This window comes from Devosia sp. MDV22-iso42 (genome assembly GCF_058629155.1).
The window spans coordinates 25,723-51,687 of record NZ_JBZVWR010000010.1; the positions used below are offsets into that span (position 1 = coordinate 25,723).

At 62.9% G+C, this 25,965-nt stretch carries 24 protein-coding genes and 1 tRNA gene; 14 read left to right on the forward strand and 11 right to left on the reverse strand.

Annotated features, from left to right (window positions below):
- Positions 1-25: 25 nt before the first annotated feature.
- The 5 genes from AC4NN3_RS12010 to AC4NN3_RS12030 all read right to left on the reverse strand — a co-directional run bounded on the left by AC4NN3_RS12010 (position 26) and on the right by AC4NN3_RS12030 (position 6,621).
- The gene (locus AC4NN3_RS12010) at positions 26-1,864 is read right to left on the reverse strand and encodes an SLC13 family permease (protein ID WP_491927335.1); all 1,839 of its coding nucleotides are present in this window, start codon (positions 1,862-1,864) and stop codon (positions 26-28) included.
- 460 nt (positions 1,865-2,324) lie between these two features.
- On the reverse strand, positions 2,325-3,731 hold the full coding sequence (locus tag AC4NN3_RS12015) for a CehA/McbA family metallohydrolase (protein ID WP_491927336.1): 1,407 nt from the start codon (positions 3,729-3,731) through the stop codon (positions 2,325-2,327).
- Complete coding sequence (locus AC4NN3_RS12020; RefSeq protein ID WP_491927337.1) at positions 3,728-4,840, reverse strand: ABC transporter ATP-binding protein; 1,113 nt, start codon at positions 4,838-4,840, stop codon at positions 3,728-3,730. Before AC4NN3_RS12020 ends, AC4NN3_RS12015 begins: the two co-directional genes overlap by 4 nt.
- Before the next feature lie 6 nt (positions 4,841-4,846).
- A complete protein-coding gene (locus AC4NN3_RS12025; RefSeq protein ID WP_491927338.1) occupies positions 4,847-5,677 on the reverse strand; it encodes a carbohydrate ABC transporter permease in 831 nt (276 codons plus the stop codon).
- 5 nt (positions 5,678-5,682) lie between these two features.
- Positions 5,683-6,621, reverse strand: coding sequence for a carbohydrate ABC transporter permease (locus tag AC4NN3_RS12030; RefSeq protein ID WP_491927339.1), 939 nt, complete (start codon positions 6,619-6,621; stop codon positions 5,683-5,685).
- Here AC4NN3_RS12030 and AC4NN3_RS12035 point away from each other — a divergent pair.
- Positions 6,620-6,835, forward strand: coding sequence for a hypothetical protein (locus AC4NN3_RS12035; protein WP_491927340.1), 216 nt, complete (start codon positions 6,620-6,622; stop codon positions 6,833-6,835). The two genes, AC4NN3_RS12030 and AC4NN3_RS12035, sit on opposite strands and share 2 nt — an antisense overlap.
- Here the strand turns inward: AC4NN3_RS12035 and AC4NN3_RS12040 are convergent.
- Positions 6,822-8,171 carry an extracellular solute-binding protein gene (locus AC4NN3_RS12040; protein ID WP_491927341.1) on the reverse strand — a complete coding sequence of 450 codons (1,350 nt, stop codon included), beginning with the start codon at positions 8,169-8,171 and terminating at the stop codon, positions 6,822-6,824. The two genes, AC4NN3_RS12035 and AC4NN3_RS12040, sit on opposite strands and share 14 nt — an antisense overlap.
- A 312-nt stretch (positions 8,172-8,483) precedes the next feature.
- Here AC4NN3_RS12040 and AC4NN3_RS12045 point away from each other — a divergent pair, with 312 nt between their 5' ends.
- The 4 genes from AC4NN3_RS12045 (at position 8,484) to AC4NN3_RS12060 (ending at position 12,428) form a co-directional block, all read left to right on the forward strand.
- Positions 8,484-9,479 (forward strand): LacI family DNA-binding transcriptional regulator, encoded by a 996-nt coding sequence (locus AC4NN3_RS12045; RefSeq protein ID WP_491927592.1) that lies wholly within the window; start codon positions 8,484-8,486, stop codon positions 9,477-9,479.
- An 8-nt stretch (positions 9,480-9,487) separates the two neighbouring features.
- Positions 9,488-11,413 carry a DUF5054 domain-containing protein gene (locus AC4NN3_RS12050; protein WP_491927342.1) on the forward strand — a complete coding sequence of 642 codons (1,926 nt, stop codon included), beginning with the start codon at positions 9,488-9,490 and terminating at the stop codon, positions 11,411-11,413.
- Positions 11,414-11,865: 452 nt separating this feature from the next.
- Complete coding sequence (locus AC4NN3_RS12055; protein WP_491927343.1) at positions 11,866-12,132, forward strand: hypothetical protein; 267 nt, start codon at positions 11,866-11,868, stop codon at positions 12,130-12,132.
- The gene (locus AC4NN3_RS12060) at positions 12,129-12,428 is read left to right on the forward strand and encodes a hypothetical protein (protein WP_491927344.1); all 300 of its coding nucleotides are present in this window, start codon (positions 12,129-12,131) and stop codon (positions 12,426-12,428) included. Before AC4NN3_RS12055 ends, AC4NN3_RS12060 begins: the two co-directional genes overlap by 4 nt.
- A 254-nt stretch (positions 12,429-12,682) precedes the next feature.
- Here AC4NN3_RS12060 and AC4NN3_RS12065 read toward each other — a convergent pair.
- The 3 genes from AC4NN3_RS12065 to AC4NN3_RS12075 form a co-directional block, all read right to left on the reverse strand.
- A tRNA-Met gene (locus tag AC4NN3_RS12065) sits at positions 12,683-12,759 on the reverse strand.
- Between the two features lie 68 nt (positions 12,760-12,827).
- Positions 12,828-14,300, reverse strand: a complete 1,473-nt coding sequence (locus AC4NN3_RS12070) for a UdgX family uracil-DNA binding protein (protein WP_491927345.1) — start codon at positions 14,298-14,300, stop codon at positions 12,828-12,830.
- The gene (locus AC4NN3_RS12075) at positions 14,300-15,535 is read right to left on the reverse strand and encodes a putative DNA modification/repair radical SAM protein (protein ID WP_491927346.1); all 1,236 of its coding nucleotides are present in this window, start codon (positions 15,533-15,535) and stop codon (positions 14,300-14,302) included. The genes AC4NN3_RS12070 and AC4NN3_RS12075 overlap by 1 nt, the downstream gene beginning before the upstream one ends.
- A gap of 170 nt (positions 15,536-15,705) precedes the next feature.
- On the opposite strand from AC4NN3_RS12075, the gene AC4NN3_RS12080 reads away from it, so the two are divergent.
- From AC4NN3_RS12080 to AC4NN3_RS12090, 3 genes are all read left to right on the forward strand, one after another.
- Entirely contained in the window at positions 15,706-16,065 is a 360-nt protein-coding gene (locus AC4NN3_RS12080) for a DUF2200 domain-containing protein (protein ID WP_491927347.1), read from the forward strand.
- A gap of 135 nt (positions 16,066-16,200) precedes the next feature.
- Positions 16,201-17,151: a ring-cleaving dioxygenase gene (locus tag AC4NN3_RS12085; RefSeq protein WP_491927348.1), complete on the forward strand. Its 951-nt coding sequence runs from the start codon at positions 16,201-16,203 to the stop codon at positions 17,149-17,151.
- A 131-nt stretch (positions 17,152-17,282) separates the two neighbouring features.
- Positions 17,283-17,498 carry a hypothetical protein gene (locus tag AC4NN3_RS12090; protein WP_491927349.1) on the forward strand — a complete coding sequence of 72 codons (216 nt, stop codon included), beginning with the start codon at positions 17,283-17,285 and terminating at the stop codon, positions 17,496-17,498.
- Positions 17,499-17,504: 6 nt separating this feature from the next.
- On the opposite strand, the gene mnmA is transcribed toward AC4NN3_RS12090, so the two are convergent.
- The gene (mnmA, locus tag AC4NN3_RS12095) at positions 17,505-18,656 is read right to left on the reverse strand and encodes a tRNA 2-thiouridine(34) synthase MnmA (protein ID WP_491927350.1); all 1,152 of its coding nucleotides are present in this window, start codon (positions 18,654-18,656) and stop codon (positions 17,505-17,507) included.
- 248 nt (positions 18,657-18,904) lie between these two features.
- On the opposite strand from mnmA, the gene AC4NN3_RS12100 reads away from it, so the two are divergent.
- The 3 genes from AC4NN3_RS12100 to sciP all read left to right on the forward strand — a co-directional run bounded on the left by AC4NN3_RS12100 (position 18,905) and on the right by sciP (position 21,700).
- Positions 18,905-20,497 carry a flagellar hook-length control protein FliK gene (locus AC4NN3_RS12100; RefSeq protein WP_491927351.1) on the forward strand — a complete coding sequence of 531 codons (1,593 nt, stop codon included), beginning with the start codon at positions 18,905-18,907 and terminating at the stop codon, positions 20,495-20,497.
- 12 nt (positions 20,498-20,509) lie between these two features.
- Positions 20,510-21,214 (forward strand): flagellar hook assembly protein FlgD, encoded by a 705-nt coding sequence (locus tag AC4NN3_RS12105; protein ID WP_491927352.1) that lies wholly within the window; start codon positions 20,510-20,512, stop codon positions 21,212-21,214.
- A 207-nt stretch (positions 21,215-21,421) separates the two neighbouring features.
- Positions 21,422-21,700, forward strand: a complete 279-nt coding sequence (gene sciP / locus AC4NN3_RS12110) for a CtrA inhibitor SciP (protein WP_035102845.1) — start codon at positions 21,422-21,424, stop codon at positions 21,698-21,700.
- 61 nt (positions 21,701-21,761) lie between these two features.
- Here sciP and AC4NN3_RS12115 read toward each other — a convergent pair whose 3' ends face one another.
- Entirely contained in the window at positions 21,762-22,385 is a 624-nt protein-coding gene (locus AC4NN3_RS12115; RefSeq protein ID WP_491927353.1) for a glutathione S-transferase family protein, read from the reverse strand.
- 160 nt (positions 22,386-22,545) lie between these two features.
- Here AC4NN3_RS12115 and fliF point away from each other — a divergent pair, with 160 nt between their 5' ends.
- The 3 genes from fliF to AC4NN3_RS12130 are packed head-to-tail and all read left to right on the forward strand — an operon-like array spanning position 22,546 to position 25,925.
- Positions 22,546-24,174 (forward strand): flagellar basal-body MS-ring/collar protein FliF, encoded by a 1,629-nt coding sequence (fliF, locus tag AC4NN3_RS12120; protein WP_491927354.1) that lies wholly within the window; start codon positions 22,546-22,548, stop codon positions 24,172-24,174.
- Between the two features lie 5 nt (positions 24,175-24,179).
- Complete coding sequence (fliG, locus tag AC4NN3_RS12125; RefSeq protein WP_491927355.1) at positions 24,180-25,265, forward strand: flagellar motor switch protein FliG; 1,086 nt, start codon at positions 24,180-24,182, stop codon at positions 25,263-25,265.
- On the forward strand, positions 25,266-25,925 hold the full coding sequence (locus AC4NN3_RS12130; RefSeq protein WP_491927356.1) for a FliH/SctL family protein: 660 nt from the start codon (positions 25,266-25,268) through the stop codon (positions 25,923-25,925).
- Positions 25,926-25,965: the final 40 nt, after the last annotated feature.

Genomic DNA, 25,965 nt, shown 5'->3' on the forward strand with positions numbered 1-25,965 from the left:
CCCCGTACGGTCGTGGGTCGTTGCCTCACAGCGGCCAGACGATCAGCAGCAGCGGGATACTGACCCCCACCACCAGTATTTCAAGCGGCAGACCCAGCTTCCAGTAGTCGCCAAAGCCAAATCCGCCTGGCCCAAGAATCAGGGTGTTGTTCTGGTGGCCGATGGGGGTCAGGAACGCGCAGGAGGCGCCGATAGCCACGGCCATCAGGAAGCTGTCCGGGTTGACGCCCAAAGTGGAGGCGATGCCTATGGCGATTGGACAGAGCACTGCGGCAGTGGCGGCATTGTTCATCACGTCCGACAGGCACATTGTTGCGACCAGCACGACTGCGAGCGCGGCGACTGCATTGCCCTGCGCGATGGTGTTTACCAGAAACTGCGCCAGCACATCTGCCGCCCCCGTGACCTGCATCGCACCCGCAACCGGGATTAGGGCGGCCAGCAGGACGATCACCGGCCAGTCGATGGCAGTATAAATCTGGCGCAGCGGAACGGTGCGCAAGAGCATCGACGCAATCACCCCCAACGTGAAAGCCAACGCCGCCGGCAGCAGCCCGGCGGTGACAATGCCCACCGATCCCAGCATGATGGCGCTCGCGATTATCGCCATGCGCTTGTCGGGGATGCGCAGCTCGCGCTCGCCCAGCGGCACGCAACCAGTGTCGCGGACGAATTCCGACACTATTTCGGCTGGACCCTGCATCAGGAGCAGATCGCCCGATTTCAGTGTGAGCGTCCGCAGCCGTGACTTCGGCCGGTGTCCCTCACGCGACACCGCCAGGAGGTTCAGTCCGTAACGCGTGCGCAACCGCAGATCGGAGGCTGAGCGGCCGACTATGCTGGAGCTGGGCAATACGACAAGTTCGCGCAGCACGATGTCCTCATCTCGCTTTTTGTCGCCGTCATCTGTTTCATCCTGTGCCTGGCCAGGCGATTTCTTCGCATCCCCGTCCTCCTCGCCCTCTGCAGTCGAGGGTCCCTGTTCTTCCAGCTTGACGCCAAAGACCGACAGCGCCTCGGCCAGCGCTTCAACGTCCGCCTCGATCACCAGAATGTCTCCGGCGCGGATGTGTCTGCCGCCATGCGGCGCGGTCATCCGAACCTCGTTGCGTACAAGGCCTACGACTTGCGCCTCGCTGACCTCAATCTGGCGCTCGAATGCCCGCAAAGTCAGGCCGACTGCCTTACTGTCTTCGGGCACGCGCACTTCGGTCATATAGGCGCCCGTCTCGAAGCCCTCGGTGTCGACCGCTTTGCGGGCGGGCACCAGGCGCCAGCCAACCAGTGCGACAAAGGCCACACCGAGCACTGCCACCGCGACCCCGACCGGAGCAAAGTCGAACATCGCGAAATGGCCCAATCCCACCTCGGCGCGAAACCCCGAAACGATCAGGTTCGGCGGTGTGCCGATCAGCGTGGTCATGCCGCCCAGGATGGTGCCGAATGCCAATGGCATCAACACCTGGCCGGGCGACATGTCCAGTCGGCGGGACAGTTGCACCGCAACGGGCATCAAGAGAGCCATGGCGCCGACGTTGTTCATGAAGCCCGACAGGAGCGCCCCCAGTCCCATCAGCACGGCCATGCCGGTCAGTCGACCCGGCTCGCGTGGCAGCACGGTGCGAGCCAGCCAATCCACTGCGCCGGTGCTCTGCAGACCCTGGCTCAGCACCAGAACGCAGGCCACGGTGATTACAGCCGGATGGCCAAAGCCCGCAAATGCGTCCGCCGCTGGCACCAGCCCTCCCACGACGCAGGCCATCAACGCCAGCAGTGCCACTATGTCGTGCCGGAACCTTCCCCACAGAAAAAGCGCCATTGTTGCAAACAGAATGACAAAGATCAGGATTTGCGACGTGGTCATTTGCAGGGGCTCGCGTTGCTCAAAGGCAGAAAGGCAGCTTACGCGAATTTCTGTTCAAAGCCGGTCAATCTGCAATCGGCCCAAATGAGCCATCGGTGCGACCGCATGCGCAATGGCTGCTTTCCGACTTGCGGCAACCAAAAGCAGACGGGCAGTTTCCGGCCCCATTCCCGACACTGCGCCTATATTTTAGCGGCCCCGAAAGCTGCCACCGCGCAGCAGTCGCAAATGAGCAAAGCCGGCTTAAGGCTTGTCGGGCGCGGCGTTTCGCCCCTGGCTGAGTCTGGCCAGTCTGGTTCGATCATCTTCCAAAGTCGCGCTGACTCCAGGATTGCGGTCAAGAAATTTGTTAAATCGGTGAGAACTGGTTCCGGAATCCGGCACAGCTGGTTCTTACCGCGTTATATCGACACGGATAGGCGATGTCCCAGGAGCGGGGCGCGTTGGCGATCAGCATGGCTCAGCCCTCGAAATAGACTGGATTGCCAAGCGCGCGGCGGATCGCCTGGTCAACCAGATTGACGCCCCGCAGCTGCCATGGCAGTTCGCGGCCCTCAATCAGGGCCAGGAATTCGGCACCGAGGCGCTCGCGACTGGCCTCGGCCACAATCTCTGCCCGGATGAAGCCCCTTGCATCGCTAATTGCGAAGTCATGGGACCACTCATCCGCCTCGATCAGCGCTGAGCCGACGTGACCACTGGCATCGATCCAGACCAACCGGTCACCTTTGGCGCCCTTGACCTCGGCGCGTGCCATGCGCGGTCCGGCGACGGTCGAGCCCATCGGCTGGCCATCGACGGTCATCACAAGCGCCGGGCCGGTCGGGCTCTCGGTAATATAGCCCTGGCCGGCCTTCATGGCGGCAAGGATGGCGTCCTCGGCGAGTTTGGGCAGCCACAGCACGGTGGTCGGGCGCGCCAGTACCAGCGGACCTTCCGGCATGAGGTGGGCCGGCTGGTGATAGTCGGACCCCCCGATCGCTGAGAGGCGAAGTCCGGAGGCCAGGCGCTGCTGCCAGCGCTCGAGCGCGATCCAATTCCACGCCATCCAGGTGCTCTGCCAGACTTCCTGGCAATCCGCCTCGGGCAGTTCATACTCCCAGGCAATGGGTGGCTTGTCGTGGTTTATCGAGAGCAACCCGCCCTTGTCATGCACCAGCCGCGCCAGTGTGTGCGAATCGGCCCGGCGCGTCATGCGGAAATCGATCCAGTCATCCACGCCATAGACATTGGCGTGACCCTCGGCCGTGGTCACCTCCATGGCGCGCACAAATACCAGTTCAGGCGAGGATTGCGGGTGGAAATACCGGCGCTGCGTGGTGGTGTTGTGGTCGGCAATGGCCAGGAAATGGAGGCCGGCCTGCCGGGCCGCCGCATGCAGCAGTTCGGGCGAGCCCTTGGCGTCGGAATGAAAGGTGTGGCAGTGGAGGTCACCCCGGTACCAGCCCGCCTGCCGGTGCACAGGAAAGGTCTGGGCCGGCTGCGGCTCAAGGGTGCGTGGCGCCGCATCGAGCGCTATGGTGACGCTGACTTCGGTGCCCGCCTCAGGAACCCTGTAGAGCCCAAGGATCACCGACCAGCGCCCTGGCTGGATGGCGCCATGCACATAGCCGGGCGTGGCATCGTCGGTGGCGATGAAGAAGCGGTCGCGCGCCCCGCCGCTCCAGCCGCGAAAGCCCTCATTCGTCGGGTAACCGGTGTCACGGGGATCGAAGGCGCCTAGGTCGATGACGCAATCCTCATTCTTGGCATAGGCGAGCGCGACATCGATCCGCGTCGTACCCGCAGGCACGTCAAAAGGCACGTAGAAATAGGGATTGGCGGCCTGGTCGGCGCGGGTGATCCGCGCCGTAATCGTCTGGCTCACAGTGCCGTTTCTCCATCGGCCGCAATACGGTTTCCGGCGCCGTCGAACAGATGCACATGCTCGCTCGAAAAGCTCAGGGTCACCGCCTCGTCCAGTGCGATATGGTCATCGGTGAAGATGCGGGCGGTAACGCGCGATCCGTCAAGGCGTTCGATGGTCACCAGACTCTCGGGTCCCATATTCTCGTTGGCGAAGAGCTTACCCGAAATGGTATTGGCGGCGCCCGGCTCGGCAATGGCCAGATGTTCTGGCCTTATGCCCAGCGTCAGCGTCTTGCCGGCGCCCAGGGCCGTGCCGATGCCGGACGACATGGCAAGGCCTCCCAGCACGAGGTCATCGGCGGAAAGACGCAACTGCCCATCACCCTGCACCGCCTCGACCGGCACCAGGTTCATCGGCGGATTGCCGACGAAATTGGCAACGAATGTGGTCGCCGGCCGGCGATAGATCTCGATAGGCGGGGCATATTGCACGATCTTGCCCTGGTCCATCACCGCAATGCGCGTGGCCAAGGCCATGGCTTCGGCCTGATCGTGGGTGACGTAAACCGCCGTCATGCCCATGTCGCGCTGCAAGTGGTTGAGGAAGCCGCGCGCTTCCAGGCGCAACTTGGCATCGAGATTTGAGAGCGGCTCGTCGAACAGGTAGACCCGGCTCGGATAAACCAGCGCCCGCGCCAGCGAGGTGCGCTGCTGCTGACCGCCCGAAATCTGGCTTGGCAGCCGGTCGAGCAAATGGCCGATCTTGAGCACGTCGGCGACTTCCTGGGCGCGACCATGGCGCTCGGTCTCGGACTTGCCGCGCACCTTGAGCGGGTAGGCGATATTGTCTGCAAGGTTCATGTGCGGATAGAGCGCATAGTCCTGGAAGACCATGGAAATCTGGCGATCCTTGGGGTGGTAGTGCGTGACGTCCTCGCCCCCGATCAGGATCTGACCCGCAGTCGGCGTCTCGAGCCCCGCGATCATGCGCAGGCTGGTGGTCTTGCCACAGCCGGAGGGGCCCAGCAGGCAGACGAACTCGCCGTCGCCGATGGAAAAGCTGACGTCCGAAACCGCGTTGAAGGTGCCGAAGGTCTTGATGACGTTACGAAATTCAACTGATGCCATGGTGAGTTAGGCCTTGATGCCGCCAAAGAACCGGAAACCGAACTTCCAGCTGACGAAGAGGTAAAGGGCGATGACGGGAAGCGAGTAGATGAGCGAATAGGCGGCCAGGAGGGTGACGATGGGCGTGCCAGCCTCGGAATAGAACGAGTAGATGGCGACCGAAGCGGGCATCTGGTCGTCGCTGCGCAGCAGGATGAAGGGGATCAGGAAGCTGCCCCAGATATTGACGAAACTCCACACCACGACGACGACGATACCCGGCCGGATCACCGGCAGCGCCACGTCAAAAAACGCCTGTACCGGCGAGGCACCGGCAACCATGGCGCTTTCCTCGTAGGATTTGGGGATCGAGTCGATGAAGTCGCGCAGGATGAACATGGCGGTGGGGAGCAGACCACCGGCAAAGGTCAGGATCACCGCGAGATGGGTGTCGATCAGCCCCGCAGCCGAAACGATCAGGAAAATCGGCACCATCGCCGCCGATCCTGACACCACCGAAGAAAATAGCAGCAAGATATAGGTGACGGCGCCCCTGCCCGGCAGCGAGGAGCGCGACAGGGCATAAGCCGCCAGCGTCGCCGCCGCCCCGACGAGAATGACGCCGCCCCCGGACTGTATCAGGCTGTTCCACAGCGCCTGCACGGCAAAGCTGTTGCCGAACACGGTGACGAAATTTGACAGCGTCCATGGATCGGGAATGGCGAGCCCCAGCTCGGCCCGGGCGTTGAATGGTGCAAACAGGAACCACAGCAGCGGCAGCGCGAAGGCGGCGCCGATCAGCGCGGCCAAGGCCGAAAAGGCGATGCGACCAACAAAGGCAGGCAGGGTGAGCTTCATGGCGGTCAGCCCCTCTTCTTTCTGCCGATGCTGAGATAGACCAGCGCGAAGGCAAGGTTGATCAGCATCATGATGACGCCGACGGCGGCGCCCTTGCCGAACTGGAAGTCGTTGAAGGCGACGCGGTAATTGTAGATCGACACCAATTCGGTGCGGTAGCTCGGTCCGCCATTGGTGAGCAGGAAGGGCGTGAAGGTGTTGAACGTCCACATGGTGATGAGGATGAGGTCGGTGACGATATGGCCGCGGATCAGCGGCAGCCCGATATCCTTGAACTTCTGCCACGAAGAGGCGCCGGCCACATCGGCCGCCTGGAAATAGCTAGGTGGAATGGACGAGAAGGCCGAGCTGAACAGCATCATGGAGAAGGCGGCGCCCCGCCAGGTGTTGAACACCACGATGACCCAGAAAGGCTGATCGAGCAGGAAATCGCCCGGCGGCAGCCCGACGCTGCCAAGCAGCGCATTGAGGGTGCCCTGGTCGCGATCGAGGAAGGCGAACCAGGCAAAGCCGATCACCACTTCGGGCAGGATCCAGGCGGCGATGACGAAGGTCTCGGTCAGCCGCTTGACGACAGGGGGCACGGTCTGGATCAGCCAGGCCAGCAGCAGCCCGAGCAGCGCCTGGCCGAACAGCGCCGATGCCAGCACGAACTGGGTGGTGAGGATCAGCGAGAAGCCGAACTGCCCGCGCTGGAAGAAATTGGCCGGATCGAACAGCGCAACATAGTTGGCCAGCCCGACAAATTCCGGGTTGAGCGCCGTGCTGCCAAGCAGCGTCCGATTGGTGAAGGAGACAAAGATGATCCAGAAGAAGGGCACGATCACAAAGACCGAGACCAGCAGGCCCGCCGGCGTCAGGAAAGCCGCACCTGCCTTGTTGGACAGGAGAGCAAAATTCTTCACCTTGCGCTTGGGCTGGTCAGCAATGGGATCTGTGGTCATGGATTTTCTCGCGCCGCGTTCAGTAGAGCTCATCCTGAACCTGTCGAAGGAGGTGGTCGCGCCGCAGAACCTTTATGGCTGCGACACGCGGCTCGATAAGCTCGCCAGCAGGGCTGGGGAGCCATGCCGCGAGGAAACATCGCAACATCTGTGCCGCAACGCCCGGCATCCCGAAGAATGCCGGGTGCAGGCAAGAGGTGTCAGAGCAGGCTGACGGTGTTTTCTTCGCCGACAATGCCGATGACCGAGGTGGCATACTGCGCCATGGCCTCTTCCGGCGACAGCTCGCCGGACACGACGGCCTCCGTCATGCGCTGGATTTCGGCAGAGACGGCATTGTAGTTTTCGTCATTCGGACGGGCCGTGGTGAGCGGCAGCAGTTTCTGGCTGGTCTCGGTCAGGAACGGGTTGTTGGGGATCTCGATATCCGTGCGCGCGGTAATGCGTGGCTGGATCGCCTGGAAGGCATTCTGCATCTCGGGCTCGTTCATGAACGAGAGCAGGGCCCAGGCCTCCTTGGGCGCATCGGTGGCGGGATTGAGCACGAAGCCGGTGCCGCCCGAAATGGTGACGAAATCCTGTCCGCGGATGCCGGCGCCGGGTTCGCGGGCCGGAATCTTGGCCCAGCCCATGACATTGTCACGGTCGGCCACGGCGAATTCGGAGCCTTCCGGGGTAACCGAGCGATAGAAATAGTCACCCTCGAACAGCAGCGCCGTCACGCCGTCGCGGAAATTGGCGAAGGAGCGGTTGCGGCCATCGGCCAGCAGCTGGGCGCGCTGGTCACCGAGCTGCTCGTCCACATAGATGGTCTTGTAGAGGTTGAGGGTATCGAGGATCCCCTGGCTGGAGACGATATATTTGCCATTCTCGTCCATCACCGTTTCGCCGGTGCCCAGCAGCGCCAGCCAGTAGCCCTGCATGGTGGTGGCTTCGCCCATGGCGACGCCGGCATTAAGCTGGATCGGGAAGCTGTCGGGACGGACTTCCTTGATGGCGCGGGCGGCGTCGAGGATTTCTTCCCAGGACGTGGGCTGCCAGGTGTCAGCGTCGATGCCTGCTTCGGTGAGCATATCCTTGCGCGTGTGGATCATGCGCACGTCGGTGCCTAGCGGAATGCCGTAATAGCTGTCCTGATACTGCATCAGGGCGCGCGAGCCTTCCGACAGCGCTGCCCAGCCCGCCCAGTCGTTGACTTCGGGGCCGGCGACTTCTTCGAGCGGCTTGAGCAGCCCGCCTTCCACGAAGCCGGGGATCAGAAAGCCGTCAAAGGCCGTGACATCGGGACCAGCGCCGGTCGAGAAATCGAGCGCCAGCTGCTGGGTGAGCTGGGCGTCTTCGCCGCCGAACTGGTTGAGATTGACATTGATGTCGGGATTGGCCGCTTCGAAGGCGGGGATCACGCTGTTTTCGATCCACTCTGCCGTACCGCTATTGACGCCGCCGATGACGCAGCGGCAGGTGATGTCGAGGTCGACAGCGAAAGTGGGGCCGACAAAGGCCGTGGCGCCGATCAGGCTGAGCGCAAGGCTGCGCAGACGATTGCTCATCGCAAAATTCCTCCCATGGAGCGGCTCCGAATTCTCCGGTAGCCAGGCTTGGCTTCCCCTCAGGGGCCAGCCAGGCAAGAATGAACACGTTTTCACTTTCCGTCAATGCGGAGAATTCGCGGACGGGAAAGGTTGCTTTGGCATGCCACGCCTTTGCAACATTATAGTGACAAAGGACCCAGATCACGGCAGTCTTCCTGCCTTTGGATCAGCTTGACAGAGTCACATTAGCCGGTCAGAGGTTTGAACACGATTTCATAATCCTCGGGGGCGCAGTTGAGTGATGTGAGCCGCGGACGCGCGACGGCGGAGATGGTGGCGCAGCGTGCGAACGTTTCGCGCGTGGCCGTGTCGCGGGCGTTCAATCCTCACACTTCGCTCAAGCCGGAAAAACGCGAGCTCATTCTGCGCATTGCGCAGGAGCTCGACTATACGCCGGACCGCGCGGCGCGCGCTTTAGTCAGCGGCCGCTCGCATCTGGTGGGCATCATCGTGCCTGATGTCTGCAGCTACTGGGAAAGCCAGGAAATCGACGCGTTGACCACCGCCCTGCAGGACGAAGGCTTTGCCACCCTGCTGTTCAAGACGCGGACCGACTACAGCATGGACGAAAAGCTGCTGGCCTATATGCGTGGCTTCAACCCGGATTCGGTCATCGCCTTTGTCGAGAACGTCAAGCCAACGACGCTGGCGCGGTTCCTCGACCGAGCCGTCCCGATCTACGTGCATTATCCCAGTCCCGACGCGACCGACGAGGCCCCGTCCGGCCCCTTGCATGACCGGCTCAACGTGCTGCAACGGGCCGGTATCGAACAGGCCGTGGCCCTGCTGCAGGGCTATGGCGTTCGGCGCATTGCCTATGTGTCGGGTGTCGCCAAGACCCGCGCGAATACGGCCCGTGAGGAGATGCTGCGCACCGTCATGGCACAGCGCGGCCTGCCGCCGCCGATCATCGCGCCCAGCGATTTCAGCTATGACAAGGCCTATGCCGCCACCCTTGACCTGTTCCGCGTGGGGCATGGGGCCGATGCGATCTTTGCCGCCAACGACGTCGGCGCGTTCGGCGTCATCGATGCCCTGCGACACGAACTGGGCCTGCGCGTGCCCGAGGACGTCAAGGTGGTCGGCTTCGACGACATCGCCCAGTCGCACTGGAAAAGCTACAACCTCACCACGGTCAAGTTCGACCTCGAAGAACGGGTGCGGGCGCTGGTGCGGCTGATCCTCAGACGGCTCAACAATCCTGGAGCGCCCGCCCTCGAGGAAACCCTGCAAACCCGGCTTGTTGTCCGCGGCACCGTAGGCTGAAAACATCCATGACCGACAAACGCATTCACCTGGTCTTCAAGACCCATCTCGATATCGGCTTCACCGACCACGCGGCACGGGTGCGGCAGCAATATCATGAGCAGTTCATTCCGCAGGCGATCAGCACCGGCGAGCATTTTTTTGCTGAAAACCCCGAACGGCCCGCCTTTATCTGGACCACGGGGGCCTGGCTGATATGGGACCACCTCAACAGCCAGGACGCCGAACGGGTCAGGCGGCTGGAACGGGCCATCGAGCGCGGGCTGATTGCCTGGCATGGCCTGCCCTTCACCACCCATACCGAGCTCATGTCCCCGGCTCTGTTCCGCGCAGGCCTGTCCTATGGGCAGGAACTCGACCGCCGTTTCGGGCGCAGCACCATCGCTGCCAAGATGACCGACGTGCCCGGGCATAGTCTGGGCATGGTGCCGCTGCTGGCCGAAGCGGGCATCCGCTTCCTGCATCTGGGGGTCAATACGGCCAGCCCGGTCCCCGACGTGCCGCCGATCTTCCGCTGGCGCGCGCCGGACGGTTCGGAGGTGGTGGTGATGTATCAGGCCTCCTATGGCGAGACCGATTTTCCCGCCGGTTCCGACATCGGGCTGAGCTTTGCCCATACCAATGACAATATCGGCCCGCAAAGCGTCGGCCAGACCGTCGAGGCCTTGCGCCACCTCCAGCACGCTCATCCCGATGCCGACATCGTCCCCTCGACGCTCGACGCGTTTGGCGCGGCAATGTGGGCCCGCCGCGAGCAGTTTCCCGTCCTTGAGAAAGAAATCGGCGATAGCTGGATTCATGGCGCGGCCAGTGATCCGCACAAGCTCGCCCGGTTCCGTGCCCTGCAGCGGGTCTATGATGGCTATGACACGCTGACCCCGTCGCGTCTGGCCTTCGGCCGCGGCCTGACCATGGTCGCCGAACACACCTGGGGCGTCGACATCAAGACCTACCTCCGCGACGATAGGGCCTGGGATCGTGACGATTTCGAACAGGCACGGCGCCATGACTATCGCTTCAGCTATGCCGAACAATCCTGGGCCGAGCAGCGCGCCTATCTCGACGCGGCGCTGATGCAACTCGGCTCCGCGGACCGCGCCGCTGCCGATACGGCCCTGGCCGCGCTGACGCCGGCCGCGACGCCAGAGCCCGTGCCGGGCACAATGCTCAGCGACAATGGCTGGACCGCCGAGCTCGATGCTGCGACAGGCGACATCGCCCGGCTCACGGGGCCCGGCGGACAGGTGGTCGAGGGCACGTCCGGGTCGCTGTTCGGCTATCGACACGAAAGCTACGACTGGACCGAGCTGCAGCGTCATCTGGGCTCTTACCTGCAGCACCGCGATGAATGGGCCATCCTCGATCATGACAAGCCGGGGCTGGAGCGGGCCGGCGCGGCAAGGACGGCGCGCTTTTCGCCGAGCCATGGTGGTGTCGCGCCCGACGGGCGCACGGCCATCGCCGAAATGCCGGCCGACGCCAGCGCTGAGCTCGGCGCGCCCGCCCGCCACGCGATCAGCATCCGCGGTCTCGATGATCACCGGGTAGAGCTGACGCTGGTAGTGCACGACAAGCCAGCCAACCGGATGCCCGAGGCCGGGTTCCTGACCTGCACGCCAGCGCAGGCGCGTCATTGGTCGCTGCTCAAGATGGGCTTGTGGCATGACGGCAGCAACATCGTCCGGCGCGGCGGCGGCCAGTTGCAGGCGGCGGAGGCGGCGCGGACAATGACAGCGGCTGGGGCGCTCGAAATCCATCTGCTCGATGCCGGCCTCATCGCCCCCGCCGGGACCGATTTCATGCCTTTCTGCAGCGAAATCCCGGATTACGCTGCAGGAATCCGGATTAATCTCTACAACAACAAGTGGGGTACGAACTTTCCCATGTGGTGGGAGGGTACGGTGGAATTCCGACTGATCATAATGCTGGTGTGACCCATGCTTTGTCGGCCGATCAGGGCGGGTTACTAATCCTAGCTAAGATGCTTCGGGAGCGGACCAATCAATAAGAAGCCGAGCGGCGATTTTCGGCAACGATTGCGCTGATCTGAACGTCTCATTGGGCGCGCGTGCCGACCGGCAGTTACCGACCCCGCTATCACCGTTGCCGGCCGCTCAGCTGAACGACCGCTTTAGCGGCCTCGGCCGAAGCGGGCTCAACGGCTGAAATGGGGCGCGTTTCTACCTGGCAGCAGTAGCCCATACCAGTCGTCCTTATACGCAATTGAAATCTCGAAAGCTGACACTTCACGGGTGCCCTCCGTGCATGCCGTCAGTCGCCCTAGGAGTCCGGTCAGTTCATAGCATTTTTGGATTCGGCCCGCTCTGCCGACGAGAACGGCCGCCCAAGACACGGTTGGATCACGGCGATGGCGAGAGACCTCGGCATGAGACGTGCGACCGTAGCCGAGGCCGCCGCTAGTGAATCTGAAAATGCACTATTCGATCGACGGCTCGCCGATCTCATCAGAAGCGTCATCCCGGTCCGTGAGACGGAACTCGAGGCGTTGAAAGAATTGGAAAACGAAATGAAGCAGACGGGCATCGTTGGGCTGGCAGAGATGCGGGATCTGATGGCGAAATACGGATTCCAATTCACGTCGATGACAGAACCGGCGGTCACCATCAAAAAAGAGAAAGCAAAGAAGAAATGAGCGAGGACACCGTTTGCGCCAAAAATCAGGAACTCAACGCCGAGCGCGAGCGCCTGCAGGTGATCGTCAACGCCGATCTGGCCGGCAAGCTGAATAAAGAGTGGCTGGTCATGCAGGAGCCGATGTTCACGATGGGCCAGCCCGCCGCATTCTATGACGAGTTGCAGGCCCGCCTCGACGGCATCTGGATTCAACGGGATGCCGCTTGGGCTGAGCAGCTGGCGGCCATGCTGCGGATCTCCGAGATCTATGAACTGCAGCGCGGCCCGCTGACAAGTTTTGCAGCTGGCATTTAATCGCCGAGCCACCACCAGCATCGATCCCAAGAGCCCTGCCATCGCGCCGGGCTTTTTGCGTTTAAACTGGAAAACCGGTTTGTTGGCTTTAAACAGGAATCATGGATCGAAACGGTTATCCACAGACCGGCATCGAACGAGGCCGCGCCGGCGTAGAAACCCGGATCGGCGTCCTAATCGCGTCCTAATTGGGTCGAGGCTGCATGGGCTGAAAAAGAAAAACGCCGGAAACCTTTGGATTTCCGGCGTTTTATTGGTAGCGAAGCCCAGATTTGAACTGGGGACACACGGATTATGATTCCGCTGCTCTAACCAACTGAGCTACTCCGCCATAAGTTATGCCCGGGTCGCCCCGGTCATGTGCCCTAACTAAGTTTACCACGCCACCCTGTCAAGACGCTAGCCCGACAAGTTTTGCTGCCGCAACGGCAAGGCCTCCAGTGCCTGCCGCACCAGCATCAGGTCGGCCTCGAACTTGGCACTCTCCCGCGCCCTGCCGTCGGCATCTGGGATACGCAGCAGATAGGACGGATGATTGGTGACGAAGAGGATCGTGCCATCCTCCATGATGACTGGCGCGCTACGCAAGGCGCTGATCTTGATGGCCTTTCCCAGCAGACTCTGCGCCGCCGTTGCACCCAGCGCGACAATGATCCTGGGCCTGAGCAGCCCGATCTCCAGATTGAGCCAGAACTTGCAGGCCTGCACTTCACCGCCGTCCGGTCGCTGGTGGATGCGGCGCTTGCCGCGCGGCACGAACTTGAAGTGCTTGACCGCATTGGTGACATAGACGGCCGAGCGGTCGATGCCGGCCTTTTGTATCGCCGCGTCCAACACCTTGCCGGCCGGTCCGACAAAGGGCTTCCCGGCCAGATCCTCATGGTCACCCGGCTGCTCGCCGACAAACATCACGGCGGCCTGTTCAGGCCCCTCGCCGAATACTGTCTGCGTCGCCTGCTCATAGAGCGGACAGCGCTGGCAGGCCTGCACCGCCGCGCGGGCATCGACGAGCGTTGCGATATCCCCCTGGCTATCCTCGGCCTCCGGCTCGCGCGACTGCTGCCGCAAATGTCGGGATGGCGGTTGGCTGGCGGCCCGCTCGATCATCTCGGTCGCCATCTGTCGTGCGCCACGGATCAGCGGCGCAATCAGCTCGGCCTCGGGCAGATTGCGCCAGTACTTCATCGGCATCTCCGACTTCATCATGCTGACTTTGAGCCGCGCCGGGTTGAAGATGGAGGAGAAATAGGTCTTCCAGTCGTCCTCTACCGCATCGTCCTGCGGCACGTCGGCGCGCTGCCCGCCCGGCCCGAAGCCCAGGCTGTCCCCGTCCCAATAGGCACTGCGATAGGGCGTGACGATGGCCCAGATCATGCCGTCGAAGCGCCGCGCAAAGAACGGGGCGGTCATTTCCAGCGTATAATGCTCGGGCTCGAACCAGGCGGCATAGCGCTCCAGCCCATCGCCCTCGGCAATGGATTTGAAGCGGACGAAGGCTTTCATCTTGTGGCTGTCCCGACGCACGGCGGAGGCCCATTTCGTTAACAGACTGTTAGCATTGTGTGTGGCGTCTTCGAGCAACCGGTTATTGCTTTGCAGCGCCCAGAGCAGGTCATAGAGCACGGCAAAGCGCGCCGGATCGGCATGGCAGATGGCCTGTTGCGCCAGATCGAGGAATTGCCGCGGCACCGAGCCGATCGGACGATCGGCCTGCGGCAGAGCCATGGCGTCGACATCGTCGAGCAAACCACCAGCATCGCCCAGCATACGCCACTCCACCTGCCGGGGGGATAAACCCGCCGCCAGCAATTGCCGCGCCTTGCCGCGCCATTCGGCAAAGTCGTTGGGGGCCAGCAGGCGGACGACATGCATCAGAACAGGCTCAACTGTTCCGGCGGCGGCACGAGGCGTGCGCGCAGGCGCGCATCATCGGTCAACCCACCCGGCGTCCAGTCCACCGCCTCGATGAAGGGCCGTATCTTGTCGATTGTGCCGGCAATGCGCGCCACATCATCCAGCCGCAGGCTGTGATGCCGGCGCGTGGCGATGATGCGGTCAACGCTGCGCGTCCCCAGTCCCGGCACCCGCAACAGCATTTCCCGGTCGGCCCGGTTGACGTTTACCGGAAACCGCGCCCGGCTCTTGAGCGCCCAGGCCAGCTTGGGATCGATGACGAGGTCGAGCAGCCCGTCTTCGCCGCCCGAAACGATCTCGGGGACTTCAAAGCCATAAAACCGGATCAGCCAGTCGGCCTGGTAGAGCCGGTGCTCGCGCATCAGCGGCGGCGCCTTGACCGGCAGGCGCACACTGGCATCGGGAATGGGCGAAAACGCCGAATAATACACCCGCCGCAGTTTGTAGCCGGAGTAGAGCCCCGCCGCCCGGTTGAGAATGGCGCTGTCATCGGCCGCATCGGCGCCCACGATCATCTGCGTCGATTGCCCGGCCGGCGCGAATTTCGGTTTTTTCGCCCGCGCCTTCTTGTCCGGCCCTGCCTCGTCCAGCTTGCCGCGCAGATTGGCCATGGCGGTGCGGATTTCGCTGGGCTTTTTCTCCGGCGCAAGCTGCTCCAGGCCGATATCGGTCGGCATTTCGATATTGGTCGAGAGCCGATCGGCCCAGCGCCCCGCCTCGACCAGCAGTTCAGGCGCCGCATTGGGTATCACCTTGAGGTGGATATAGCCGGCAAACTGATGCTCCTCGCGCAGGCTCCGCGCCACCCGCACCAGCTCCTCCATCGTATAGTCCGGCGAGCGGATCACGCCCGAGGAGAGGAACAGGCCTTCGATATAATTGCGCTTGTAGAAGTCCAGCGTCAGCCGCACCACTTCGGCGACGCTGAACCGCGCCCGCGCCACATTGGACGACGAGCGGTTGACGCAGTAGACGCAGTCATAGACGCAGAAATTGGTGAGCAGTATCTTGAGCAGCGAGATGCAGCGGCCATCCGGGGCATAGGAGTGGCAGATGCCGCTGCCTTCGGTCGAACCGATGCCGCCCGTGCCCGCGCTATTCCGCTTTTCCGAACCGCTTGAGGCGCAGGACGCATCATATTTTGCTGCATCGGCGAGGATAGCCAGCTTGCGGCGCAGTGTCAGCGTGGCCATGGTCGTTCCCTTTATGTTCTTGCAAGGGATAGCGCATCAGGCTGGCCAGGGACATGTCAAAAAGACAGGTCTCGGGCAATTGTGATCGCCGACGCAAGATAGGCCACGTGCCGCTGACGACGCTTGCCGGGCCCGCAACATGCTTTAGACTGCCTGCGGTGGGAGGCATCATGACCAATCAGCGGCTCTACAATTACAGCTTTGCCAGCATTTATCCGCTCTACCTGACCAAGGCGGAACGCAAGAACCGCACCCGGCAGGAAGTCGACGAAATTCTCTTCTGGCTCACCGGCCACGACAGGCAAAGCCTCGATCAGACCATTGCATCGGGCGTGACGCTGGAAAATTTCTTCGCCCAGGCGCCGGCCATGAACCCGGCCCGATCCTTGGTCACCGGCGTCGTCTGCGGCGTGCGGGTCGAAGAAATTGCCGAGCCAACAATGCGCGAAATCCGCATCATGGACAAACTCATCGACGAGCTCGCCAAGGGCAAGGCCATGAGCAAAATTCTCCGCACCCCCGCCGCCTGACCTCGGCCTGCCAGCGCCTTTGTTCAAGTATCGACATCAGTCTGTCGGTATTGTCAGTCTGCACAAACCCGTCGCGGTCCTCTACATCTATCGCAACAGCAGCGCGGCACCCGCGCCAGTTCAGGAGATACGACCATGACGCTCGAACTCGGAGGCATCCATCACCTCACGGCGGTCACCGCCGAGCCCAGGAAGAACCTGGCTTTCTATACCCAGACGCTGGGCATGCGGTTGATCAAGAAGACGGTCAACCAGGACCAGACCACCGCCTATCACCTGTTCTATGGCGATGGCGTGGCTTCTCCCGGCGCCGATCTGACCTTCTTTGATTTCGAGACGCCACGCGAGCAGCGCGGCAACCATACTGTCAGCCGCACTGGCCTGCGCGTCGATAGCGAAGACAGTCTGAACTGGTGGAAGAACCACCTACAGTCGAGCAATGTCGGCACCAGCGCCATCAAGGAGCGTAACGGCCAGCTCTCGCTTGATTTCGAGGATTTCGAAGGCCAGCGCTTCCGCATGGTGATCGATGCGGTTAACAAGGTCGTGCCCTGGGCCAAGTCGCCCGTGCCCGCCGAGCGCCAGATCATTGGCCTTGGCCCCATCTCCATGGCGGTGCCGCGGCTCGACCGTACCGAGGCCGTGCTCACCCAGGTGATGAACATGCGCAAGGTTCGCTCCTACGCCATGACCAGCCACACGCCGGAAACCCATGTCTTCGAAATGGGTCCGGGCGGCCCGGGCGCCGAACTGCATGTCGTGGTCGATCCGGCGCTGCCGGCCGCCCGTCCTGGTGCCGGTGGCGTGCATCACGTCGCCTTCCGCACCCCCGATCAGGACAGCCTGCGGCTGTGGATCGAGCGCGTGACCCAGGCCGGCATCCGTTCCAGCGGTGAAGTCGAGCGCTTCTACTTTACCTCGCTGTATTTCCGTGAACCCAATGGCATCCTGTTCGAGATCGCCACCGATGTGCCCGGCTTTGCCGCCGACGAACCGATGGAAACCCTGGGCGAAAGCCTGGCGCTGCCGCCCTTCCTCGAAAGCCGCCGCGCCAGCATCGAGGCCAATCTCAAGCCGCTGGTGTAATCGACCGGCACGCCTCTCCCCTGCGGGGGAGGGGCAGCGCAGCACATGCTGTCACGCCTTGCTTTTGCAGCCCACGCCTTACTTTTGCAGCCATTGTCGTGCATGAGTGGTCTTCCAGCACGCGTTACCTCGTGCATCTGCAGACTCAGTTCGAGGCCATCATGGACGACCCCAAGCCAAGCCCCTTCGCCCTCAACCGCGGCCGCGTCGTCATTCTGGTGCTTGGAGCCCTCATCGTGGTCATCGCCATCTCGACCTCGCTGGGCGGCATCAATGCCTATCAGCAGTTGCGCGAAGCCAATGCCGAAGCGACGTCGCCGGCGCCAAGTCCGGCGCCAGCGCAATAATCACCCTCAGGCCGCCGCAAACACCTGCGGCACCGCCTCGGCGATAAAGCCGCCGCCCCAGACTTCCGCGGTGGCCGTGTCATCAGCGTAGAACACGCAGGCCTGTCCGGGCGACACGCCATATTCTCCGCTCACCAGCGTCACGAACACATCGCCATCCCGGCTGTGGATCACCGCCGACTGCGGCCCGGTGGTCGAGCGGATCTTGACCTCGACCGGCGCGCCATTGCCGGCGCTGAGTTCGGCCAGCGGCGTGCCGCCCAGCCAGTTCACATTGCGCAACCGCACCGTATGGGTCTTGAGCGCCTCGCGCGGTCCCACGATCACCTGCCGGCTCTTGTAGTCGAGCTTGATCACATAAAGCGGTTCGGCCGCAGCAATGCCCAGGCCCTTGCGCTGGCCGATCGTGTAATTGACGATCCCGGCATGCTGGCCCAGCACGCGGCCATCCAGATGCACGATGTCGCCGCCGGCCACGGCCTCGGGATGCATCTTGCGGATGATGTCGGCATACTTGCCCTGCGGCACGAAGCAGATGTCCTGGCTGTCGTGCTTTTCGGCGATCTCGAGCCCCATCTCGCGCGCCATTTCACGCACCGCCGCCTTGCTGAGGCCGCCGAGCGGAAAGCGCAGGTAATCGAGCTGGTCCTGGGTGGTGGCGAACAGGAAATAGGTCTGGTCACGCTCCGCATCGACAGGACGGAACAACTGCCGCCGCCCGTCTTCCCCCTGCCGCGACTGCACATAATGCCCCGTCGCCAGCACGTCGGCACCCAGATCGCGCGCCACCGTCATCAGGTCGACGAACTTGACCGACTGGTTGCAGGCAATGCACGGCACCGGGGTCTCACCCTGCTGATAGGCATTGGCGAAGGGCGCGATGACGCTCTGCTTGAAGCGCTCTTCATAGTCGAGCACGTAATGGGGAATGCCCAGGGTCGCGGCGACCCGGCGCGCGTCATGGATATCCTGTCCGGCGCAGCAGGCGCCCTTGCGATGGGTCGCCTCGCCATGATCATAAAGCTGCAGCGTCACGCCGACGACGTCATAGCCCTGCCGGGCCAGCAGGCCGGCCACAACCGAGGAATCCACGCCGCCCGACATCGCGACTACAACGCGCGTGTCCTCGGGGCGCTTGGCAATATCAAGCGAGTTCATATCTGTCCTGTATCCGGTTGGGTTCAAGGGCCAGCGGATTAATTGGTGGGCGCTAGATACAGCTTTCGTCGCCTGCCCGCAACATTTGCCCGGCAACTATTGCCGCCTGCCCATATTCGCATTGTCAGGCTGCCCCCTGGCGACCCAGCCAAGCTATTGCGGGAAAATGAGTTTTGCCGAAATCACCAAACTGGCAAGGCGCTTGCATTGATCTGGTCGGACTAGTCTCATTTCTGCGAGCCCAAACCGTGGCATCTCATCTGACCGTAACCGCCAAAGCCCCGTCGGGCGCATCCACTACAAGGGCCTTCAACGCCCCGGCGGGCGAAGCCGACAACGGCGCCATGGGTGCCTTTGCCGCCATGCTTGGCGGCACCGAGCCCGGCGCCGATGGCAAGGCAACGGTTAGCTCCAAGCTGGAGTCGGCGCTCAACAAGCTGGCGGGCCTGGTGCTTGGGGACGCCGGGTCGGGCGATGCAGAAAGCGAACCGCAGGACCCAGAGGCCGTGGCCGCCGCCATCAACGCCACCCTGCCCACTGCCACCCCGATCGACACCAAGCCGATGTTTGCCGGCCTGGTCAAGGATCTGGTGGCGCTCAAGCAGAGCCTGAAGGCCGGCGAGCCGGTTGATCCCGAACTGCTCAAGCGCATTGATACCGCGCTGGACGGTCTGAGCGCCAAGCTCAACATCGACCTGTCCGCCCTGGCCACGCCATCGCTGGCCGATCTCGCCAGCATGACCCAGGCGGCCGGGAAGGGCGATCCCAGCACCACGTCGCGCCTCGCCCAGGGCATGGCGCCACTGGCCCACGCCCTGTTCGGTGGCAAGGCGATCCCCACCAAAACCGATACCGCCCCCGATACGGCCCAACTGCTGCAGTCCATTGGCGACAAGCTGGCCAAACTGGCGCAGGCGCTCAAGAGCGAAGGTAATAGCGCCAGCGCTCTGGCCAGCCTCAACCTGCAGGCCGACAGCGCGGCTGATGCCGACCTCGCGGCCGCCATGGCCAAATTGCTGGCAGCGCCCGCCGCGGCCGATTCCGGCGTCACCGGACCGGCGCTCGGCACGCCCAGCCTCAGCCTCACCGAAACCGCGCTGATCGGCAAACCTGCCGAGGCCGGGACTGCCCCCACGCTGACCCCCGATTCAGCAGACAGCGCGACACCGGCCCCGGCGCTCAGCGTCGATGCCAAGGCCGGCTCCGGCGGCGATGCCGCCACCGGCCAGGACGCCGAACCCGGGGATGACAGCGACAAGGTCCCCACCGATACCAAGGCCACGGCGGCCGCCGCCGCCACGGTCAACGAGATCCGCGACGACAGCCATGGCGTCGGCCAGAATACGAGCCAGGCTGCCCGCGCCGATGCCGTGGCGCCGCGCGTCATCCAGGCCGGCTACCAGACCAGTCAGCAGCAGCTCAACCTGCCGCAGCTGGCCTTCGAGCTGGTCCGCCAGGTCAATGACGGCAATACCCGCTTCCAGATGCGCCTCGATCCACCCGAACTGGGCCGCATCGACGTCAAGCTCGATATCGACAAGTCCGGCCAGATCAATGCCCGGCTGGTGGTGGAAAAATCCGAAACGCTTGACCTGATGCAGCGCGATCAGCGCGCCCTGGAACGGGCGCTGCAGCAGGCCGGCCTCGACGCCAGCAAGACCAGTCTGGAATTCTCGCTCAAACAAAGCCCCTTCAGTGGCGGCCAGCAGCAGGGGCGGGACGATTCCGGCCAGCCGTTCGGCCTCAATGGCGGCCGGCTTGACGACATCGAAGAAGCACCACCCACGGTCAATCTCTATCGCGCCAGCCTCACGGCCAGCGGCGTTAACATCATCGCGTAAGGAGTAGTTGTAATGGCTGTCAGCAATGTATCGGGTACCAGCAACGCGTCGGCATCGTCCGCGGCACGCGCCGGTATTGCCGACAATTTCGACACCTTCCTCAGCATCCTGACCACCCAGCTGAAGAACCAGAATCCGCTCGATCCGCTCGACACCAACCAGTTCACCCAGCAGCTGGTGCAGTTTTCCGGCGTCGAGCAGCAGCTCAAGACCAATGAATTTCTCGAAACGCTGATGCTGGCCGGCCAGAACACCGCCAAGTCCGACGCAGTGTCCTATATCGGCAAGGAAGTCACGTCCTCGGGCAAGACCGGCGAACTGACCGACAGCGACGCGGTATTCTGGGCTTACAGTGCTGCTGCCAACGTCACCAATGCCGCCGTCACTATCAAGGACGCCAATGGGCAGGTGGTTTACACCCAGAACGGCCCGCTCAATATCGGGCCCGGCACCTTCCGCTGGGATGGCATCGGCAGCGATGGCAATGCCAAGCCCAACGGCATCTATACCATCGACATCAAGGGCAACGATGCCAATGGCAAGGCCGTCAATGTCAGCACCGCCTCCATCGGCGTCGTCACTGCCGTGGATTTCACCGGCAATGTGCCAATCCTCACCATCGGCAGCCGCCGGGTCGCCATTACCGACGTGACGGACGTGCGCATTCCCGACGTGACCAAGCCCGTCACCCCCGAGACGCCCGACACCGAGGCCTGAAGCCCGCCTTCGACCAGTTGATGCGACCGCACCCTCAGGCCTCGCCTGAGGGTGTTTTTACAGCTGGCACCCCGATCCGTTTGGCGCAACGCCAGCATGATCAATCGACGGCTTTGCCTTAACCTGTTGTAAGCTTTGCCTTAGTCGAATTTTAAGGCAACTGCCCTAGTCTACTCAACATATGGTCAGGTTTGAGTAGAGAGTAAAATGACCGTACAGATGCGACCTCGCGTTAAGTACGTTATCGGGCCGGACGGAAGTCCGCTCACGATTGCAGACCTTCCCCCCGCGAATACGCGGCGGTGGGTCATTCGCCGAAAAGCCGAAGTCGTCGCTGCTGTGCGCGGCGGATTGCTCAGCCTTGAAGAGGCCTGCGACCGTTATACACTCAGCGTCGATGAATTTCTGAATTGGCAAGCGGCCATCGACAAGCATGGTCTTGCTGGATTGCGGACGACCTGGATCCAGCACTATCGCGAAGGCTGAGCCGAAAGGCTCCTGGCTCAGGTGATCAAAGCCCGCCCGGTTCGCCGGGCGGGCTTTGCTGTCATGGCGTTTGCGCCGTCAACCATGCCTTGGCCGCGGGCCGCTGCAGCATGGCCTGGTAGTAGGCCTCGGCCGCCGGCATCGGCGCGTGGTCGAACGGAATGGCAAACCAGCGGTGCAGGCCCAGCGTGATGGCAATATCGGCCAGCGAGAAGGCCGACCCGATCACGAACGGACCGCTCTTGGCCAGATGCGCCTCGATGATGTCCATCTTGCCTGTCCAGGCGGCAATCTGCTGGGCCAGCTTGTCGGCATCGTCAAAGCCCGCTTCCTTGCGAATGATCGACCGCAGCGGATAGCCCCAGTGGCTGCCCATGTCATTGTTCTGCCAGAGCACCCATTGCATGGCCAGGGCCTGCTCCCTGGCGTCCGCCGGCAGCAGCGCGCCGCCTCCATGGGTCTGGTTGAGATAGCCCAAGATGGCGATGCTCTCCCACAGCACGAACCCGTCCTCGATCAGAACGGGCACCTGTCCATTGGGATTGAGGACCAGGAACTCGGGCACCTTCGGATCGCGCAGCGGCAGGCCCCAGTCCTCCCGCTCATAGGCAATGCCCAGCTCGTCGAGCACCCAAAGTGCCTTGCGCACATTTATCGACGTCACGCGACCTAGAATTTTGACCATATTCGGGAACCCTTCATTCACTTAGCCCGGCACAATCTGCCGGAATTTGCATTCTGCAACAATTCGTTAAGACTCTGTTTACCACCAGGTAGGTAATTTTTGCCCAGCGATCGCCATGCCGCTTTGCGTCGCATGGGCCCCGTATGAATCGAGTGTCGGCTTGGACAGTTTCTCACAGTTGATGACCCGCATCGGGCTGCCGCGCCTGGCAGCAATGGCGACCGTCGCTGTGCTCATGCTGGGATTCTTCGCCTTCCTGATCATGCGCGCGCAAACCCCCAATCTGGCGCCGCTCTATACCGGTCTCGCGCTCGAGGACTCCTCGGCCATCATCAGCGAGCTGCAGACTCTCAACGTGCCCTATGAGCTGCGCGGTGAAGGTGACACGATTCTGGTGCCGCGTGAGCAGATCACAACGCTGCGCATGACGCTGGCCGGTTCGGGCCTGCCGCAGCGTGGCCAGGTCGGCTACGAGATCTTCGATCAGCAATCGACCCTGGGCGCCACCAGCTTTGTGCAAAACATCAACAATGTGCGCGCCCTCGAAGGCGAGCTGGCCCGCACCATTACCTCGCTGACCCGCATCAAGACGGCGCGCGTGCACCTGGTCCTGCCCGAGCGTGAGCTGTTCCGGCGCGAGCGCAGCGACCCTTCCGCCTCCATCGTCCTGTCGGTGCGCGGCGAATTGTCGAACGGTGAAATCCGCGCCATCCAGCACATGGTGTCTTCCGCGATCGAGGGCCTCACTCCCAGCCGTGTCTCCATCGTCGACGATCAGGGCAACCTGCTGGCCTCCGGCTCCGGCGACGAGGCAGACGGCGCCCTGTCCGGGGAGGCCACCGAGCGGACCTTGAGCTACGAAAACCTCATGCGCACCCGCATCGAGGACATGCTGGCCAATGTTGTCGGCCCCGGCCGCGCCCGCGTCGAAGTCAGCGCCGAGATCGACTACAACCGCTCCACCACGACCCAGGAAACCTTCGATCCTGAATCACAGGTCGTGCGGTCCAGCCAGTTGCGCGAAACCGAAAACCTCACGGCCGGCGCCAATGGCCAGGTCACCGTTGCCAACGAGCTGCCGGGTGCCTCGGGCGCCGGCACCGGCGGCGCTTCCGAGCAGGGCACCTCTACCGAGGAAGTGACCAATTACGAAATCTCCAAGACCACCCAGACAGCCGTGACCGAAGCGGGCCAGATCAAGCGCCTGTCGGTGGCCGTGGTGGTCGATGGCACCTATACCGACGATGGCGCGGGCAATATGGTCTACGCCCCGCGCAGCGCCGACGAAGTGACCCAGATTCTCACTTTGGTCCGCTCGGCCGTCGGCTACTCGGACACCCGCGGCGACAGCGTCGAAGTGGTCAACATGCAGTTTGCCGAGCGCCCCTCCCTGGCGCCGCCCGGCACCGACGGTACCGGTGGCCTGCTCGACTTCACCCGCGACGACCTGATGAATGGCGCCGAGATGGCCGTCACCCTGCTGATCGCCCTGGCCCTGGTCTTCTTCGTCATGCGGCCGTTGCTCAAGAAGGTCCTGACGCCCGAGACCAAGCCGCTGTCGCTGCCTTCGGCCGCCGAAGTTGGCCATAACGGCGTGGTTGGCGCTGATGGCCAGCTCATTACCGCCCAGTCCGACGAGTCCAAGGACAAAACCCCAGCCTGGGTCGCCAATGCCAAGTCGATGGGCGAAACCCAGCTTCAGACGCTCAAAATGGTCGGTGACCTCGTTGAAGAGAACCCCAAGCAGGCCGCACTGATCGTGCGCGACTGGCTTGGTAGCGCGGCGTAACCCTCATGGCCCTCGTATCCCAATCCGGCGAAACGCCATCAACCGATGCCGCCAAGGCCGCCAGCCAGCTGGTGGTCAGCGACGCGACCACCACGCGCGTCCTCAAGGGCGACGAAAAGGCTGCCGCCTTGCTGCTGGCCCTGGGCCCCGATTACGGCAAGCCCATATTCGACGAACTTGACGAGCTTGAGGTCAAGCAGCTCAGCCGGGCCATGGTGCGCCTTGGTCCGATCACCCAGGAAATGCTGGATGACCTGATGATCGAATTCGTCACGGCCGTTTCCTCCAATGGCTCGCTGTCCGGCAATACCGATTCCACCGAGCGCCTGCTGCTGAGCTTCCTCAGTCAGGACAAGGTCGATTCCATCATGGAAGAGATCCGCGGCCCGGCCGGTCGCAACATGTGGGAGAAGCTGTCCAATGTGCAGGCCGATGTGCTGGCCGCCTACCTCAAGAACGAATATCCCCAGACCATTGCCGTGGTGCTCTCCAAGATCGCCACCGATCACGCCAGCCAGGTGCTGGCCGTGCTGCCCGAGGAACTGGCCATGGACGTGGTCACCCGCATGCTGGGCCTCGACCCGGTGCAGAAGGAAATCCTCGAAAAGATCGAGTCCACCCTGCGCACCGAATTCATGTCGACCCTCAACCATTCCAAGCGCCGCGACAGCCACGAGCAGATGGCCGAGATCTTCAACTCCTTCGATCGCCAGACCGAGGCCCGCTTCATTACCACGCTCGAAGAGAACAACCGCGACGATGCCGAACGCATCAAGGCGTTGATGTTCACCTTCGAGGATCTGGCCAAGCTCGAATCTTCGGCGATCCAGACCCTGCTGGCGCGCATGGACAAGAAGGAACTGGCCATGGCGCTCAAGGGCGCCAACGAGACCATCAAGGAAACCTTCTTCAACAACATGTCCGGCCGCACCGCCAAGCTGCTCAAGGACGATATGGAGGCCATGGGCCCGGTTCGCCTCAAGGATGTCGACGATGCCCAGGGCCGAATGGTTTCCACGGCCAAGGATCTCGCCGCCAAGGGCGAGATCATGATCATGAAGACCAAGTCCGACGATCAGATGGTGGCGTAAGTGGCTCAACCCGCACGGTTCACCTTCAATCTCGACATGGGCGAGAAAAGCCGGACGGCCCCGGCCGCGCCGCCCAAGCCGACCGTGCCCGAAGAGCTCGTTGCCGAGCTCGTTGCCCAGGCGCGCGAAGATGCCTATGCCGAGGGCCTGGCCGCCGGCGAGCGCAACGCCACCTCCATGGCCGCCCAAACCCTGGCGTCGGCCGCCGCCGCCCTGGCCACCCAGAGCGCCGCCATGGCCGCGGCGCTGGATGATGCCACCGCGCTGGCGCAGCGCGAGGCCATCAACCTGGCAGCTGCGATTGGCCGCAAGCTTGCATTGCACCTGTTGGCCCGCTTTCCCACGGCTGAACTCGACAGCCTGATCGGCGAATGCATGCAGAGCCTGGGCAGCGTCCCCCATCTGGTGGTGCGTTGCCATCCCTCGATTGCCGATGGCATCCGCGATATCGCCACCGCGCATATGCAGACTTCGGGCTTTTCCGGTCGCCTCGTGGTGATGGGTGACCCCGATCAGCGCGTCGGCGATGGCAAGCTGGAATGGGTCGATGGCGGTCTGGTCCGCGACATCGGCGCCGTCTCCAAGGATATCGACAAGAAGATCACCGCCTATCTCGCCGTCAAGTCCGGCAAACCCATTGCACAGGAGAGTGGCCATTGAGCGCTTCTGAAACCGACCCCGATACCGAAGAACCCATCAG